Annotated in this window: 12 protein-coding genes; 7 read left to right on the top strand and 5 right to left on the bottom strand. The window is 62.1% G+C overall.

Annotation, left to right across the window (positions count from 1 at the left end; translation table 11 throughout):
- Nucleotides 1-101: 101 nt before the first annotated feature.
- From C4Q27_RS12160 to C4Q27_RS12185, 6 genes are all read left to right on the top strand, one after another.
- A complete protein-coding gene (locus tag C4Q27_RS12160; protein WP_104886898.1) occupies nucleotides 102-2390 on the top strand; it encodes an ABC transporter permease subunit in 2289 nt (762 codons plus the stop codon).
- A 71-nt stretch (nucleotides 2391-2461) separates the two neighbouring features.
- Nucleotides 2462-4078: a phosphate ABC transporter permease PstA gene (gene pstA, locus C4Q27_RS12165; RefSeq protein WP_177410036.1), complete on the top strand. Its 1617-nt coding sequence runs from the start codon at nucleotides 2462-2464 to the stop codon at nucleotides 4076-4078.
- 72 nt (nucleotides 4079-4150) lie between these two features.
- Nucleotides 4151-4984 carry a phosphate ABC transporter ATP-binding protein PstB gene (pstB, locus tag C4Q27_RS12170; RefSeq protein WP_003253327.1) on the top strand — a complete coding sequence of 278 codons (834 nt, stop codon included), beginning with the start codon at nucleotides 4151-4153 and terminating at the stop codon, nucleotides 4982-4984.
- 101 nt (nucleotides 4985-5085) lie between these two features.
- Nucleotides 5086-5856 carry a phosphate signaling complex protein PhoU gene (phoU, locus tag C4Q27_RS12175; RefSeq protein WP_003253329.1) on the top strand — a complete coding sequence of 257 codons (771 nt, stop codon included), beginning with the start codon at nucleotides 5086-5088 and terminating at the stop codon, nucleotides 5854-5856.
- Nucleotides 5857-6018: 162 nt separating this feature from the next.
- Entirely contained in the window at nucleotides 6019-6909 is an 891-nt protein-coding gene (locus C4Q27_RS12180; RefSeq protein ID WP_010955816.1) for a response regulator, read from the top strand.
- Between the two features lie 146 nt (nucleotides 6910-7055).
- The gene (locus C4Q27_RS12185; protein WP_010955815.1) at nucleotides 7056-7952 is read left to right on the top strand and encodes a peptidoglycan DD-metalloendopeptidase family protein; all 897 of its coding nucleotides are present in this window, start codon (nucleotides 7056-7058) and stop codon (nucleotides 7950-7952) included.
- A gap of 12 nt (nucleotides 7953-7964) precedes the next feature.
- Here C4Q27_RS12185 and C4Q27_RS12190 read toward each other — a convergent pair whose 3' ends face one another.
- From C4Q27_RS12190 to phoB, 3 genes are all read right to left on the bottom strand, one after another.
- Nucleotides 7965-9305, bottom strand: a complete 1341-nt coding sequence (locus C4Q27_RS12190; protein WP_104886899.1) for a hemolysin family protein — start codon at nucleotides 9303-9305, stop codon at nucleotides 7965-7967.
- A gap of 173 nt (nucleotides 9306-9478) precedes the next feature.
- Nucleotides 9479-10786 (bottom strand): phosphate regulon sensor histidine kinase PhoR, encoded by a 1308-nt coding sequence (phoR, locus tag C4Q27_RS12195; RefSeq protein WP_020190122.1) that lies wholly within the window; start codon nucleotides 10784-10786, stop codon nucleotides 9479-9481.
- A 48-nt stretch (nucleotides 10787-10834) separates the two neighbouring features.
- A complete protein-coding gene (phoB, locus tag C4Q27_RS12200) occupies nucleotides 10835-11524 on the bottom strand; it encodes a phosphate regulon transcriptional regulator PhoB (protein WP_003253341.1) in 690 nt (229 codons plus the stop codon).
- Nucleotides 11525-11698: 174 nt separating this feature from the next.
- Between phoB and C4Q27_RS12205 the strand changes: the two genes are divergently transcribed.
- Nucleotides 11699-12070: a hypothetical protein gene (locus tag C4Q27_RS12205; protein WP_020190123.1), complete on the top strand. Its 372-nt coding sequence runs from the start codon at nucleotides 11699-11701 to the stop codon at nucleotides 12068-12070.
- A gap of 120 nt (nucleotides 12071-12190) precedes the next feature.
- Here C4Q27_RS12205 and ubiA read toward each other — a convergent pair whose 3' ends face one another.
- Nucleotides 12191-13081, bottom strand: coding sequence for a 4-hydroxybenzoate octaprenyltransferase (gene ubiA, locus C4Q27_RS12210; protein WP_064491882.1), 891 nt, complete (start codon nucleotides 13079-13081; stop codon nucleotides 12191-12193).
- A complete protein-coding gene (locus C4Q27_RS12215; RefSeq protein WP_104886900.1) occupies nucleotides 13081-13638 on the bottom strand; it encodes a chorismate lyase in 558 nt (185 codons plus the stop codon). Before C4Q27_RS12215 ends, ubiA begins: the two co-directional genes overlap by 1 nt.
- Between the last annotated feature and the right edge of the window lie 40 nt (nucleotides 13639-13678).

Raw genomic sequence — 13678 nt, forward strand, 5'->3', positions numbered from 1 at the left:
TCCACGAATTTCCAGTCCGAAGCCAGGTTCCCTGTGCGGCGGGCTTTCGCGCGTCACCACTTTGTAATGTTTTTGTCACACGGGACCGCTAGGGTGTGCGCATGAATGATCTGGCCAATTCCAACATGACCCAAAACTCCCAGCCCGTGCGCATTGATTTCAATACGCCCGAGTTGCAACGCAAGCGCCGCATGCGCGCCCTCAAGGACCGCCTGACCCGCTGGTATGTGCTGGTAGGCGGGCTTGCCGTATTGGCGGCAATCACGTTGATCTTCTTCTACCTGGCTTATGTGGTGCTGCCACTGTTCCAGGGCGCCGAGCTGACCAGCAAGAAAGCCCTGGAGCCGACCTGGCTGCAGCAGGATGCCGGTAGGCCACTGATGATCGCGCTTGAAGAGCAGAATCAGGTGGGGATGCGTGTTTCGGACAAGGGCCAGGCATTGTTCTTCGATACCAAGACCGGTAACGAACTCAAGCGTGTCGAGCTACCCGTGCCGGCAGACACCCAGGTCACGTCCATCAGTACTGACCAGCCGGGCAGCGCGCTGGTGGTGCTGGGCCTGTCCAATGGCCAGGCGCTGGTTTTCCAGCACACCTACAAGATCACCTACCCGGACAACAAGAAAACCATCACCCCTGGCATCGACTACCCTTACGGCGAGCAATCGTTCGTGCTCGACGAGCAAGGGCGTGCGCTGGACCACGTCAGCGTCAACGTCAATGGCGACACCCTGCTGCTGGCCGGCTCTACCGGTGCTCATCTGCAGGTGGTCGAGCTGACCCGCACGGAAAACATGATGACCGAAGAGGTCACCACCGAGCAGAACCGCATCGAACTGCCGCAAATGACCGAGACGGTGAAGAATATCTTCATCGACCCGCGCCAGCACTGGCTGTACGTGATCAACGGCCGCGCCACGGCCGACGTGTTCAGCCTGCGCGACAAGAGCCTCAACGGCCGTTACAAGTTGTCTGATAGCGCCGACACCGACATCACTGCCACAGCCCAGCTGGTTGGCGGCATTTCGCTGATCATCGGTGACTCCAAGGGGGGGCTGGCCCAGTGGTTCATGGCCCGTGACCCGGATGGCGAATCGCGCTTCAAGCAGATCCGTACCTTCCAGATGGGCAAGGCGCCGATCGTGCAGATCGACGCCGAAGAGCGCCGCAAGGGCTTCATCGCCCTGGATGCCGAAGGCAAACTGGGCGTGTTCCACAGCACTGCACACCGAACCCTGCTGGTAGAGCCGGCTGCCGAAGGCCCTGGCACGCTGGCCCTGTCGCCACGCGCCAACCGCATCATCATCGAAGAAGGCGGCAAGTTGTTGCCGTTGAGCCTGCGCAACCCGCACCCGGAAATTTCGTTCAGCGCGCTGTGGGGCAAGGTGTGGTACGAGAACTACGACGAGCCGAAATACGTCTGGCAATCGACTGCGTCGAACACTGACTTCGAGCCCAAACTGAGCCTGTCGCCGCTGACCTTCGGAACCCTGAAGGCCGCGTTCTACGCCATGATCCTGGCCGCCCCGCTGGCCATTGCCGCAGCCATCTATACCGCCTACTTCATGGCCCCGCGCATGCGCCGCAAGGTCAAGCCGGTGATCGAGCTGATGGAAGCGATGCCGACGGTGATCCTCGGCTTCTTCGCTGGCCTGTTCCTGGCCCCGTACCTGGAAGGCCACCTGCCCGGTGTGTTCAGCCTGTTCCTGCTGATGCCGATCGGTATCCTGCTGGCCGGCTTCTTCTGGAGCCGGTTGCCGGAGTCGATCCGCCTGCGTGTACCGGATGGTTGGGAAGCGGCGATCCTGATTCCGGTCATCCTGTTCACTGGCTGGTTCGCCCTGACCATGAGCCCGCACCTGGAAAGCTGGTTCTTCGGCGGCGACATGCGCCTGTGGATCACCAACGATTTAGGCATCACCTACGACCAGCGCAACGCCCTGGTAGTCGGTATCGCCATGGGCTTCGCGGTCATCCCGAACATCTATTCGATTGCCGAAGATGCCGTGTTCAGTGTGCCGCGCAGTCTGACCCTGGGCTCGCTGGCACTGGGGGCGACGCCTTGGCAGACCCTGACCCGCGTGGTCATCCTCACCGCCAGCCCGGGCATCTTCTCGGCGTTGATGATCGGCATGGGCCGTGCGGTAGGCGAGACCATGATCGTGCTGATGGCTACCGGCAACACGCCGGTGATGGAGATGAACCTGTTCGAGGGCATGCGCACCCTGGCCGCCAACGTGGCTGTGGAAATGCCGGAATCGGAAGTCGGTGGCAGCCACTATCGCGTGCTGTTCCTGGCCGCCCTGGTGCTGCTGATGTTCACCTTCATCATGAATACCTTGGCCGAGCTGATTCGCCAGCGTCTGCGCAAGAAATACTCGTCGCTTTGATAGAAAGGTAGCGATCCGTGAAAAAGGATTCCCTCAAAGGCTGGTTCAAGAGCGGCGCCCCAGGCGTCTGGATGAGCGGCGGCGCGGTGGCCATGGCCGTGATCATGACCGTCGGCCTGCTGGCGGTGATCGCCGTGCGCGGCCTGGGCCACTTCTGGCCAGCCGATCTTGTCCAGGCCACCTACAAGGTGCCAGGCCAGGCCGATCACGTCGTCATTGGCGAAGTGGTGCAGAAGGAGGAAGTACCCCGAGCTCGTCTGAAGGGGGCTGGCCTGCCAGTGCCTGACCAGGGCCCGGAGTTCATGACCCGCGAGCTGATCAAGGTGGGTAACCGCGACCTCTACGGCAGCGACTTTACCTGGGTGGTCGGCGACTGGCTGGTCGACGAACAGCGCCCGGCTGACCTGATGGCCCTTGAGCGCCGCGAGTGGGGCAACTTCTATGGCTACCTGGTCAGCGTCAAGGAACAAGGCCGCGTGGTTGCCGAAGGCCCCGCTGCCTGGAACGAACTGCAGGCCCGCCTCAAGCGTGCCAACCAGCTCAACAGCGAGCTGCAGCAGCTGGAGAAAAAGGACATCGGTGCCATCAACCATGGCCTTGAGCGCCTGCGCTTGCAAGCGCGCAAGCTGGAGCTGGACGGCAAGCTGGACGCCGCCGCCCAGGCCGACATGGACGCCGACCGTGCCGAACTCAACAGCCGCTACAAGGCTATCGAAGACCGCCTGACCGGCCTGCACCAGGCGTTCTCCCGCGACAGCCTGGTGGCCCGGGATGGCAACGGCCGTGAAGTGGAAATCAACCTGAGCAAGGTGGTGCATGCCGTTCAGCCGAACGGCATGTCGGCGCTCACCAAGTTGGGCACCTACTTCGGCAAGGTCTGGGAGTTCCTCAGCGACGACCCGCGTGAAGCCAACACCGAGGGCGGTATCTTCCCGGCCATCTTCGGTACCGTGATGATGACCCTGATCATGGCCGTGATCGTTACCCCGTTCGGCGTGCTGGCTGCCGTGTACCTGCGTGAATACGCCAGGCAGGGCCCGGTCACCCGGCTTATCCGCATTGCGGTGAACAACCTGGCCGGTGTTCCTGCGATCGTCTACGGTGTGTTCGGTCTGGGCTTCTTCGTCTATGTGCTGGGCGGCTCGATCGACCGCCTGTTCTTCCCCGAAGCGCTGCCGGCGCCGACCCTGGGTACCCCGGGCCTGCTGTGGGCATCGCTGACCCTGGCATTGCTGGCGGTGCCGGTGGTGATCGTGGCCACCGAAGAAGGCCTGGCGCGAATCCCGCGCACCGTGCGTGAAGGCTCGCTGGCGTTGGGCGCAACCAAGGCCGAGACCCTGTGGAAAATCGTCCTGCCCATGGCCAGCCCGGCCATGATGACCGGCATGATCCTCGCCGTGGCCCGTGCCGCCGGCGAAGTGGCGCCGCTGATGCTGGTAGGTGTGGTGAAGCTGGCGCCGTCGCTGCCGGTGGATGGAAACTACCCGTACCTGCACCTGGACCAGAAGATCATGCACCTGGGCTTCCACATCTATGACGTCGGCTTCCAGAGCCCGAACGTCGAAGCCGCGCGGCCGCTGGTTTATGCCACTGCGCTGCTGCTGGTGCTGGTGATCGCGACCCTCAACCTCTCTGCCGTGTGGATTCGCAACCACCTGCGCGAGAAGTACAAGGCGCTGGACGGCTGACCCTGATTGCAAGCGTGCCGCCCGTAAGCCGGGCGGCCCTTTGAAACGACTTGATAGCGTATGGAGTTGACCATGCAGCAAGATTCCCACACCCATGGCATCGACATGTCTGCCCTGGGCCGCAACAAGCAGAGCCTGCGGATGGCTGAAGAAACCGTGGCCATCGAAGTGCCGGGCCTGAGCCTGTTCTATGGCGACAAGCAAGCGCTGTTCGACGTGCAGATGAACATCCCGAAGCAGCGCGTGACCGCCTTCATCGGCCCATCCGGCTGCGGCAAGTCGACCCTGCTGCGCACCTTCAACCGGATGAACGACCTGGTTGACGGTTGCCGTGTGGAAGGTGCCATCAACCTGTACGGCAACAATATCTACCGCAAGGGCGAAGACGTTGCCGAACTGCGCCGGCGTGTGGGCATGGTGTTCCAGAAGCCGAACCCGTTCCCCAAGACCATCTACGAGAACGTGGTCTACGGCCTGCGCATCCAGGGCATCAACAAGAAGCGCGTGCTCGATGAAGCCGTCGAGTGGGCGTTGAAGGGCGCGGCCTTGTGGGATGAGGTCAAGGACCGCCTGCACGAGTCGGCGCTGGGCCTGTCCGGTGGCCAGCAGCAGCGTCTGGTCATCGCCCGCACCATTGCCGTTGAACCGGAGGTGCTGCTGCTTGACGAACCCTGCTCGGCGCTGGACCCGATCTCGACCTTGAAGGTCGAAGAACTGATCTATGAATTGAAATCCAAGTACACCATCGTCATCGTGACCCACAACATGCAGCAAGCGGCGCGTGTTTCGGATTACACCGCGTTCATGTACATGGGCAAACTGGTCGAATTCGGTGATACCGATACCCTGTTCACCAACCCGGCGAAGAAGCAGACGGAAGACTACATCACCGGTCGCTACGGCTAAGCGCCGCTCGCGAAACAGGCACCTCGGTGTCTGGCACCGGCGTTGCCGGTGTTCGCGGGTGAACCCGCTCCTACAGGGCCGCGCTACCAAAGGACAAAACGATGATCAACAAAGAAAGCCTTACCCATCACATTTCCCAGCAGTTCAACGCCGAGCTCGAAGAGGTGCGCAGCCACCTGCTGGCCATGGGCGGGCTGGTGGAAAAGCAGGTCAACGACGCGGTTACCGCGCTGATCGAAGCCGACTCTGGTCTGGCCCAGCAGGTGCGCGAGGTTGACGAGCAGATCAACCAGATGGAGCGCAACATCGACGAGGAGTGCTTGCGCATCCTCGCCCGCCGCCAGCCAGCGGCCTCGGACCTGCGCCTGATCATCAGCATTTCCAAGTCGGTGATCGACCTGGAACGCATCGGTGACGAGTCGACCAAGATCGCCCGCCGCGCCATCCAGCTGTGCGAAGAGGGCGAGTCGCCGCGTGGTTATGTCGAGGTTCGCCACATTGGCGACCAGGTGCGCAACATGGTCCGGGATGCGCTGGATGCCTTTGCCCGCTTCGACGCCGACCTGGCGCTGTCGGTGGCCCAGTACGACAAGACCATCGACCGCGAATACAAGACCGCGCTGCGTGAGCTGGTGACCTACATGATGGAAGACCCGCGCTCTATCTCGCGGGTGCTGAGCGTGATCTGGGTGCTGCGCTCGCTGGAGCGTATTGGCGACCATGCGCGCAACATCTCCGAACTGGTGATCTACCTGGTGCGCGGCACCGACGTGCGCCACATGGGCCTCAAGCGCATGACGGCAGAAGTGCAGGGCACTGCTGTCGCCAACGGCGAAAAGGCTAATGTTCCGGGTGAATCTGACGATAAGTAAGGTTGCTCCCGAGCATCGACGCCCGGCCTTGGCCGGGCGTTTTCGTTTGCGGTCGAGAGCCGGCAGGCACCCGCGAACGATGTGAAGAAGTCCCGGCGTGACCAGGTTGTAGCAAGTGGCCATCATTGGCAGTAGGCTAGTCGGGATTCAAAAGGAGTATCGATGAGTAAAGTGAATGTGCTGGTCGTGGATGACGCCCCGTTTATCCGTGATCTGGTCCGCAAGTGTCTGCGTAATGCCTTCCCGGGTATGGCCATCGACGACGCTATCAACGGTCGCAAGGCCATGGCCATGCTCGGCAAGGAAGCGTTCGACCTGGTCCTGTGCGACTGGGAAATGCCGGAAATGTCTGGCTTGGAATTGCTGACCTGGTGCCGTCAGCAGCCTGCACTGAAGAACCTGCAGTTCATCATGGTGACCAGCCGTGGCGACAAGGAGAACGTCATTCAGGCGATCCAGGCGGGTGTTTCCGATTTTGTAGGCAAGCCGTTCACCAACGAGCAACTGCTGACCAAGGTAAAGAAAGCCCTGACCAAGATCGGTAAGCTCGACAGCCTGATGGCCATCGGCCCGGCGCGAGCCAACCCGGCGTTTGCCAACGACTCGTTGAACGCGCTGACTGCGGGCAAGCCCGAAGCGGTCAAGGTGGCGGCGCCGACACCGGCACCGGCCAAGCCTTTGGTCGCGGCGCCCGCACCTGCCGCCCCCGCGCCGAGCGGCCGTGGCCAGGGCCAGCTGCGCCTGGCCAGTGGCATGCAGCCATGCGTGATCAAGGCGTTGAGCCTGAAAGAGGCACTGCTGGTGGTACGCCGCAGCGAAGCGCTGCCACAGGTGCTGGAAGGTGCGGTGCTGGACCTGGAGCAGGGCGAAAGTGCCGAAGTCGCTCGCCTGAACGGCTACCTCCATGCTGTCGCGGCGCTGGAGCCAAAACCTGACAGCGACTGGTTGCAGTTGACGTTCAAGTTTGTCGACCAGGATGCCCAGAAGCTCGACTACCTGTCTCGGTTGATTGCCCGCGGCACAGCGCAGAAGCACTTCACCCCCGGTGCCTGACCCCGGCCCCGCGCCATGCTTTGGGCAGGAGCAGCACAAGGCTGCTTCTGCCCAAGCCCGAGTTGCCCCATCCGACCAACTGCAATACCTACCGTAAAACCCGCTGCTAGGCTTCGACAGATCATAACTGTCAAAAAGCCACTATCATGCCCGCGCGCCTGCTGCTGTTCTGTGCATTGCTCATGGCCTCAGCGTCGAGCCAGGGCGTGACCCTCTACAAGATCACCGACGATTCCGGTGTCATCTCCTATTCCGATCGCCCTGGCCCCGGCGCCAAGCCCTTGGTGTTGCTCGAGCCCATGGTCGAAACGCTCGAAGGCCAGGTACTGCTGAACGCGAAAACCTTCGACGGTGGCGTGAGCTTTTCGGCACGAAACGAGCTGCATGTGCCGGTAGAGGTAGAGTTGCGGCTGGACAACCTGGTCAACGCACAAGGCGGCGATGCCCCGCGCATCGTGCGCCGGCTGCTGCCGCCGCGCACCACGCAGATGCTAAGTGTGCTCAGGGGGCGGCCCGGGCTGCTGCTGAACTACCGTTCGACCCTGCTGCAGGCCATGGGTGACCCGGGTAAACGGCCCCAGGGCTTCCGCTATGCGTTCCCGTGGATTGGCGGGCCGTTCCGCGTCACTCAGGGCCCCAATGGCCGCGTCAGCCATTTTGGACCCAAAGGGCGCTACGCCATGGATATCGCCATGCCCGAAGGCACGCCCATCATCGCAGCGCGGGAAGGGGTGGTGGTGAAGACGCAGAACAGCCAGAGCGGGCGCGGCCCCAACCCCTCGGGTAACTTTGTCAGGATTTTGCACCCGGATGGCACCATGGGCGTATACCTTCACCTGATGCGTGGTTCGGTGGTGGTGGCGGAGGGGCAACGGGTACGGCAGGGCCAGATGCTGGCCAAGTCGGGAAATACCGGCAACAGCACTGGGCCGCACCTGCATTTTGTGGTGCAGCGCAATGTGGGGTTGGCGCTGGAATCGATACCTTACCGCTTCGACAGACCGATCAGCGGATTGCCGGATTTCACTGCCGGCAACCCCTGACCGATTTGGCCATCAATCCAGCTTCAGCACTTTGGCCAGGACGATCTTGGGCCCTTTCATCTTCTTGATGATGATGCGCAGCCCTTCGACCTCCAGCACTTCCTCTTCTTCAGGCACGCGCTTGAGCGTCTCGTAGATCAACCCGGCCAGGGTTTCGGCCTCGATGTGGTCAAGGTCGATACCCAGCAGGCGCTCGACCTTGAACAGTGGGGTGTCGCCACGCACCAGCAGCTTGCCCGGCTGGTAGGCGAGAATGCCACGCTCGGTCTTGCGGTGCTCGTCCTGGATGTCGCCTACCAGCACTTCCAGCACGTCTTCCATGGTCAGGTAGCCGATCACCTTGCCATCGGCTTCCTCGACCAGCACGAAGTGCGCGCCGCCCTTACGGAACTGCTCCAGCAACTGTGCCAGCGGCATGTGCCGCGACACGCGTTCGAGTGGCCGGGCAAGGTCCTCCAGGTCGATGGTCTCTGGCAAGTGCTCCAGCTCAGCCAGCTCCAGCAGCAGGTCCTTGATGTGCAGCAGGCCGGTGAATTCTTCGCGCTCGGCGTCGTACACCGGGTAGCGGCTGAACTTGTGGCGGCGCACCAGGCCCAGGATCTGCTTCAGAGGCGCATGGGCGTCGATGCTGATCATGTCCTCACGCGAGTTGGCCCAGTCGACCACTTCCAGCTCGCCCATTTCCACGGCCGAGGCCAGCACGCGCATGCCTTGGTCGCTTGGGTCCTGACCACGGCTGGAGTGCAGGATCAGCTTGAGTTCTTCGCGGCTGTAGTGGTGCTCATGGTGCGGGCCAGGCTCGCCCTGGCCGGCAATGCGCAGGATGGTGTTGGCGCTGGCATTGAGCAGGTAGATGGCCGGGTACATCGCCCAGTAGAACAGGTAAAGCGGCACGGCGGTCCAAAGCGACAGCAGCTCTGGCTTGCGGATAGCCCAGGACTTGGGGGCCAGCTCGCCGACGACGATGTGCAGGTACGAGATGACGAAGAAGGCGACGAAGAACGAGATCGCCTTGACCAGCTCGGCGCTGTCCACGCCGAAATAGGCCAGCAATGGTTCCAGCAGGTGGGCGAAGGCGGGCTCACCCACCCAGCCCAGGCCCAGCGAGGCGAGGGTAATGCCCAATTGGCATGCCGACAGGTAGGCGTCGAGCTGGTTGTGAACCTTGCGCAGGATGTTGCCACGCCAGCCGTGCTTTTCGGCGATGGCCTCTACGCGTGTAGCGCGCAGCTTGACCATGGCGAACTCCGCAGCAACGAAGAAGCCGTTGAGCAGCACCAGCAGTAAGGCAAAGATGATCATGCCGAAGTCGGCGAATAGCGAGGTGAGGCTAATACCAGAGGAAGGGTCCATGATGGAGTTTTTTCGGGGTCCGTCTTTGAGATAGAGAGAAAAAAAGTGCCAGCTTTTGCTGGCACAGGGGATCCAATGTAGCGGCTGGGGCTGTAAAAGCAAAGGGCAGCGGACTCATTGCGGGCCCAGTGGCAGCCGGCATGCCCGCGAAGGGCTGCGCCGCAGCCCCAATCTCAAGCCTTTTCGTTGGCCAATTGTGCTGGCGGAAAGTGACAGGTAAAGGTGCTGCCATGCCCCGGTACACTGCTGATTTCCAGCTTGCCGCGGTGGCGCATCAGCACATGCTTGACGATTGCCAGCCCCAGCCCGGTACCGCCGGTATTCGAAGCACGGCTGGAGTCTACCCGGTAGAAGCGCTCGGTCAGGCGTGGCAAGTGCTTGGCATCGATGCCCACCCCCGAGTCCTGTACCGACAGGTGTGCGCCCTGGGCATCGACCCACCAGCGGATGCGGATGTTGCCTTCGTCCTGGGTGTACTTGACCGCATTGAACACCAGATTGGAAAAGGCACTGCGCAGTTCCGACTCGCTGCCCTTCAGCTTGACGCCAGGCGCCGCTTCCAGGCTGATGCGCTGGTTGCGCGGCCCGGACAAGGCCTGGGCGTCGTTCTTGATGGCGGCGAGCAGGGCATCGACTGCCACCGGCTGGTTGTCCGATGGGTAATCGGTGGCTTCCAGTTTGGCCAGCAGCAACAAATCGTTGAGCAGGGTTTGCATGCGCGAGCCTTGCTGGCTCATCTGCTGCAGGGCGCGGCTCCACCGCGGGTTCACGTCCTCGACGTTGTCCAGCAGGGTTTCCAGGTAGCCGGTGATTACCGTCAGCGGCGTGCGCAGCTCGTGGGACACGTTGGCGACGAAGTCCTTGCGCATCTGTTCCAGCTGGTGAATGCGGGTGACATCGCGCACCAGCATCAGGTGTTCATTGTTGCCGTAGCGGGTGATGTGCAACTGCACTCGCATGCGGTCATTGATCGGCGAAGGGATTTCCAGCGGTTCGAGGTAGTTTTCTGCCTCGAAGTACTCTTTGAAGAGCGGGTGGCGCACCAGATTGGTCACTTGCTGGCCGCCGTCCTGTGGGGTCTTGAAGCCCAGCAGAGTCTCGGCGGCGCGGTTCCACCATTCCAGGTTGCCGTCGCTGTCGAGCATGATCACCGCGTCACGCAGCGCAGCGGTGGACTCCTGCACCCGGTCGATCACTGCCTGCAGGCGGCCCCGTACGCGCTGGTCGCGGCGTTGCAGGTGGTAGATGCTATCGAATACCTCGCCCCACAGGCCGTAGCCATCGGGCGGTGCTTCGTCGGGTTGGTGATTGCGCAGCCAGTCGTGCAAGCGCAGCAGTTGCTTGAGGGTCCAGCCCAGATAGAGCGCCAGGCCAATGGCCAGGCTCCAGCCGTAGTAGCCGCTGACCAGCCCGCCGATCAGGCAGACGGTAATCAGCAACAGCAGATGGCGAATCAGGGTTGCGTGCCAGTTCTGGTTCAATTGACGGTCCTTGTACAACGACGTGCAGCTTGGCGCTCGGGAACTCGATCAGCTCTTGGTCGAGAAACGGTAGCCAGTGCCCCGGACGGTTTGTACCAGATTCTCGTAAGCTTCACCCAATGCCTTGCGCAGGCGACGGATGTGCACGTCGACGGTACGTTCCTCGACATAGACGTTGCCGCCCCACACCTGGTCCAGCAGTTGGCCGCGGGTATAGGCGCGCTCCTGGTGGGTCATGAAAAACTGCAGCAGGCGGTATTCGGTAGGGCCCATCTCGGCCGGCTTACCGTCGATGGTCACACGGTGGCTGATCGGGTCGAGCAGCAGGCCGCCGACCTCGATCGGCGCCTCGCTGTCGCTCGGGCCGGTGCGGCGCAGCACGGCTTTCAGTCGCGCTACCAGTTCACGCGGCGAGAACGGCTTGGTGATGTAGTCGTCGGCGCCCACTTCCAGGCCCTGGATCTTGTTGTCTTCTTCACCCTTGGCGGTGAGCATGATGATCGGAATATCACCGGTCAGCTCGTCGCGCTTCAGGCGGCGGGCCAGCTCGATGCCGGAGGTGCCCGGCAGCATCCAGTCGAGCAGGATCAGGTCCGGTTTGCGGTCGACGATGATCGCGTGGGCCTGTTGGGAGTTTTCCGCTTCCAGGCAGTCATAGCCGGCCATTTCCAGGGCAACGGCGATCATCTCGCGAATGGGCGCTTCGTCGTCGACGATCAGAATGTTCCTGCCTACCATGCTCAAAACCTCTCCTGGATTCGGTGTCTTGGCCCGCATTAGATAACGGAATTATTGCAGCTGTGTGACAGGGTGTTGGCCGTTCTGGCGACATTCCGTGACTGAACTAGGCTACAGAGGGCCGCTTTGATGGCAACCCGAACTCATTTCCCCCCCGAAACAATGGTGAATCCAATGACACGACATACGCTGAGCTGGATGGCCCTTTTCACTGCGTTGGCGCTCCCGGGGGTGGCGTTGGCCCACCATGCCATGGAGAAGGATGGCATGTGGGTCGATCATGCCGGCATGACCCTGTACACCTTTGACAAGGATGCGGGTGGCAAGTCGATGTGCAATGGCGAGTGCGCCAAGAACTGGCCACCGTTGATGGTCAAGAAAGAAGACGAAGCACCGAAGGATAAATGGACCCATGTAACGCGTGACGACGGTTCGATGCAGTGGGCTTACGACGGCAAGCCGCTGTATACCTTCATCAAGGACAAGAAGGCCGGTGACATGACCGGTGACGGCATGAAAGACGTCTGGCACGTTGCCAAGCCTTGAGATAGCCGGGGCCGCTGTGCGGCCCATCGCGACACAAGGCCGCTCCCACATGGTTCGACGTACGCCGATCAATGTGTGCGGCCTTGTGTCGCGATGGGCTGCGCAGCAGCCCCAAACTACTCAGCGCAACGCGTAATCCAGCACCACCCCGATAAACACCAGCATCCCCGCCCAGTGGTTGTGCAGAAACGCCTTGAAGCACGATTCCCGGTCCAGCTTGCGCGTTGACCAGTATTCCCAGGCAAAGCAAGCCGCCGCACCCAGCAACCCAAGGTGGAACCAGCCACCCAGGTCGAAGCGGCTACCGGCCAGCAACAGGCAGCCCAGCGACAGCAACTGCAGGGTCAGGATGATGCTGCGATCAGCGTCGCCGAACAGGATCGCAGTGGATTTCACACCAATTTTCAGGTCGTCATCGCGGTCGACCATGGCGTAATAGGTGTCATAACCCACCGTCCACAGCAGGTTGGCGATATACAGCAGCCAGGCGCCGGCCGGCAACTCACCGCCAGCGGCTGTGAAAGCCATGGGAATGCCCCACGAATACGCCGCCCCCAGCACCACCTGCGGGTAGTAGGTGTAGCGCTTCATGAACGGGTAGCAGAACGCCAAGGCCACCGCCCCGAACGACAGCCAGACGGTGCGGTTGTTGGTGCACAGCACCAGCAGGAAACTCACCCCGACCAGAATCGCGAACAGTGTCAGCGCCTCGCGTGGCCGCACCCGGCCACTGGCCAGGGGGCGGTCGGCGGTCCGCTTGACGTGGCCGTCAACCTTGCGGTCGGCAAAGTCGTTGATGCAGCAGCCGGCCGCGCGCATCAGCACCACACCAAGGCCGAAGATGAGCACATTGGCCAGGGTGGGTGACCCATTGCCGGCAATCCACACTGCCGACAGGGTCGGCCACAACAGCAGGTAGATGCCTATCGGCCGGTCCATACGGCTGAGCTGGACGAAGTCCCAGGCCCGTGGATGCAGGCGGTTGAGCGACTTGAGCAGTTGCAGGTACATCAGCGGATTTCCTCCTTGGCCGCTTGCCACAATGCCGGCAGAAACACTTCTGCCACCAGCAGGTCCAGACCGTTGCGCTCGAAGCGCGAGCGGCGGCCCCAAAGCGCCGCATGTGCAGCTTCGGTCGGCAGCCAAGCCTGTGGATAAGTGCACACTTCGAGTGGATGACGGATGAACGCCTGGTCGCAGAACAGCAGCTCGCCCAGCGAGCGGCTGCCCAAGGTTTCCAGGTCCAGGCCACCACGTTCCAGGGCGCTGCGGCTGGCCACGCTGCGGGCGAATACCCAAGGTTGGCCATGGCCGCGCAGATACACTTCGCGCACCCAGCCTTCGGCGCCGGCAGCGATGCCCAGCGCCTGGCATTCGTCATCGCGCAGCGGCTGCCAGCCCTCGAACAACGGGGTAACGGAAAAGTGATCGATGGACAGACGGGTCAGGCGGCGGGTCAGCGAGCCCTCGTCGAACAGCCAGTCAAGGGTGGGCTGGTCGATGTCGGTCGCCAGCTGTGAATACGGCAGCCACGCGACAGCGGCTGCTTGCGGGGATTCGTACGACACGTCGGTATGCTTTGTTACAGCCAGAGAGGCGGCGAGCTTA

Source organism: Pseudomonas sp. SWI36 (assembly GCF_002948105.1).
GTDB lineage: Bacteria > Pseudomonadota > Gammaproteobacteria > Pseudomonadales > Pseudomonadaceae > Aquipseudomonas > Aquipseudomonas alloputida.

Coding starts and splice junctions, on each gene's coding strand:
- C4Q27_RS12160 (WP_104886898.1), top strand. CDS start 102: ATGAATGATCTGGCCAATTCCAACATGACCCAAAACTCCCAGCCCGTG.
- pstA (WP_177410036.1), top strand. CDS start 2,462: ATGAGCGGCGGCGCGGTGGCCATGGCCGTGATCATGACCGTCGGCCTG.
- pstB (WP_003253327.1), top strand. CDS start 4,151: ATGCAGCAAGATTCCCACACCCATGGCATCGACATGTCTGCCCTGGGC.
- phoU (WP_003253329.1), top strand. CDS start 5,086: ATGATCAACAAAGAAAGCCTTACCCATCACATTTCCCAGCAGTTCAAC.
- C4Q27_RS12180 (WP_010955816.1), top strand. CDS start 6,019: ATGAGTAAAGTGAATGTGCTGGTCGTGGATGACGCCCCGTTTATCCGT.
- C4Q27_RS12185 (WP_010955815.1), top strand. CDS start 7,056: ATGCCCGCGCGCCTGCTGCTGTTCTGTGCATTGCTCATGGCCTCAGCG.
- C4Q27_RS12190 (WP_104886899.1), bottom strand. CDS start 9,305: ATGGACCCTTCCTCTGGTATTAGCCTCACCTCGCTATTCGCCGACTTC.
- phoB (WP_003253341.1), bottom strand. CDS start 11,524: ATGGTAGGCAGGAACATTCTGATCGTCGACGACGAAGCGCCCATTCGC.
- C4Q27_RS12205 (WP_020190123.1), top strand. CDS start 11,699: ATGACACGACATACGCTGAGCTGGATGGCCCTTTTCACTGCGTTGGCG.
- ubiA (WP_064491882.1), bottom strand. CDS start 13,081: ATGTACCTGCAACTGCTCAAGTCGCTCAACCGCCTGCATCCACGGGCC.